Raw genomic sequence first — 2281 nt, forward strand, 5'->3', positions numbered from 1 at the left:
TGCGTAACGTGCTGGGGCGAGTCAGCAGAGCCAGCCAGTCGGTTGTCCGTGCCGCGTTGCAACAGGTGTTCGTGCAGACGGAGGAACAAAACGCCCATGCCACCTGGCGCGAGGTCGCGGCCCAGCTGGAAAAGAACTTCCCGGCAGTCACAGAGATGATGGACGAAGCGGAGGCGGAGGGGCTGGCGTACTTCGGGTTCCCGGGAGCGCACCGGGTGAAAATCCACTCCACGAACACGCTGGAGCGCCTGAATAAAGAGGTGAAGCGGCGTTCCCACGTGGTGGGTATCTTCCCCAACGAAGAGAGCATAACCCGGCTTCTGGGTGCGGTGCTGACGGAGCAGAACGAAGAATGGCTGTTGCAGAACCGCTACCTGCCGCAGCACAGCATGGCGGAGATAGAGCAGACCGCTGAAAACGATGTGATCGAGGCGCTGCCACTCAGCGCTTAACAGACATATTACCGGACCGGAAGGCCGGATCTGAATTTACACCACCTTGACGGACTCGACCTCAAAATGATTATCCCCCCATATCCAGACTAATATTCTGGCGTTAAACGCCGCCGTTGAGGCGGCCAGGGCAGAGGAACATGGCAAGGGGTTTGCCGTCGTCGCCGCTGAGGTCAGAGCATTAGCCCAACGTTCTGCCTCTGCAGCGAAAGAAATTAAACAGTTAGTCGCAAATCAACATCGCCATCAATCAGATGGAGCTAGTGACTCAGCAAAATGCGGTGCTGGTGGAACAGTCCGCCTCTTCTGCGGATGAGCTAGCCGCGCGCGCGATACAGCTACGGGAGCTGGTAGCGGTGTTTCGTACCGAGCAGCCAGCGTAACGGCACCGCGCATTTAAAGAGTACAATCCGGTGTGTCAGATGCACACCGGATAGGCCGTTACTGGACTTTGAACCCTTCAGCAATCGCCAGCACATCATTACCGGTTGGTGCTTGATGAATACGCAGACCGAATTCATCCACCACCGCAAAGATGTGATCGAAGATATCCGCCTGAATACTTTCATACTCCAGCCACACCACGGTATTGGTAAAGGCGTAGATTTCTACCGGTAGCCCCTCTGCGCCCGGTGCCATCTGGCGCACCATCAGCGTCATATCCTTGCGGATTTTCGGATGCTGACGCAGATATTCGGTGAGATAGACGCGGAAAGTACCCACGTTGGTCATTCTGCGCTGGTTAAGTACCGAATCACTGGTGCTGTGTTCGCAATTCCAGCTGTTAATCTCCTGCTGGCGCTCGGCGATATAGGGTTGCAGCAGGCGGGCCTGCGACAGCTTTTTCTGCTCCTCTGCGCTGAGGAAGCGAATGCTGGTGCTATCGATATTAATGCAGCGCTTAATACGGCGGCCGCCGGAAGCGGACATTCCGCTCCAGTTTTTAAACGCATCGGAAACTAGCGCATAAGTTGGGATAGTAGTAATAGTGTTATCCCAGTTCTGCACTTTTACCGTGGTCAGGCCGATGTCGATCACCGCGCCGTCGGCGCCGTATTTCGGCATCTCCAGCCAGTCGCCCATTTTCAGCATGCTGTTGGCCGAGAGCTGTATACCCGCTACCAGCCCGAGGATCGGATCTTTAAATACCAGCATCAGCACCGCGGCCATTGCACCCAGCCCGCTAATCAGAATTGCCGGGGATTTACCAATCAGCAGCGAGATCATCATGATGCCAATCACGATCGCGCTCAGCAGCTTCACGCCCTGCAATAAGCCCTTAAGCGGAAACTGCGAGGAGAAGGCAAAGCGGTGCGCCAAGCCCTGCATCACATCCAGCAGCGAGAAGAATGACATCAGCGCGTACAGCATAACCCACAGCTGGGCGCAGGTAGTGGTGATGGCGGCAGCATCGCTGCCCTTTTGCAGCCACAGCAACGCCTGCACGTTGACGATCACCCCTTGCAGGGTAAATGCCAGTCGGTGAAACAGTTTGTTCTGCGTGATGATTTGCAGCCACAGATGGCTGCTGGCCTGCGCACGCTTCTCAAAGGTGCGCAGGACGATGCTGTGCAGGATGAAGTGAATAATAATGGCGGTAAGGAAAATAATGCCAAAAATAACAACAAGCGAAGTGGTGTGGTCGGGTTCTATTCCATATTGCTTTAATAATGCGAGTAACTGCTGCATGACGCCTCCTTAATTCGAACGAAGAGGGATCATGCCTGCTTGGGCATCTAGGTTCAACCCCTAGTTATGACCTGTAGATGATTCTGTGTTCCAGCGTGTTTGGCCCTGCTAACGCGGCTTAGCACGTTGCGCATGAAGTG

Annotated in this window: 2 protein-coding genes and 1 pseudogene; 2 read left to right on the top strand and 1 reads right to left on the bottom strand. The window is 55.0% G+C overall.

The features are described from left to right. Both BBW68_RS13375 and BBW68_RS17095 read left to right on the top strand, forming a co-directional pair. Positions 1–452, top strand: a 452-nt coding sequence (locus tag BBW68_RS13375) for a transposase (protein WP_186821236.1), incomplete at its 5' end; no start/stop codon positions are given. 85 nt (positions 453–537) lie between these two features. Continuing rightward, positions 538–835 (top strand): annotated as a pseudogene (locus BBW68_RS17095) (methyl-accepting chemotaxis protein); the annotation flags it as partial. Between the two features lie 58 nt (positions 836–893). On the opposite strand, the gene BBW68_RS13380 reads toward BBW68_RS17095, so the two are convergent. Next, positions 894–2141: a mechanosensitive ion channel family protein gene (locus tag BBW68_RS13380; protein ID WP_070135735.1), complete on the bottom strand. Its 1248-nt coding sequence runs from the start codon at positions 2139–2141 to the stop codon at positions 894–896. Between the last annotated feature and the right edge of the window lie 140 nt (positions 2142–2281).

The organism is Candidatus Erwinia dacicola, assembly GCF_001756855.1.
In the GTDB taxonomy this organism is placed as follows: Bacteria; Pseudomonadota; Gammaproteobacteria; order Enterobacterales; family Enterobacteriaceae; genus Erwinia; species Erwinia dacicola.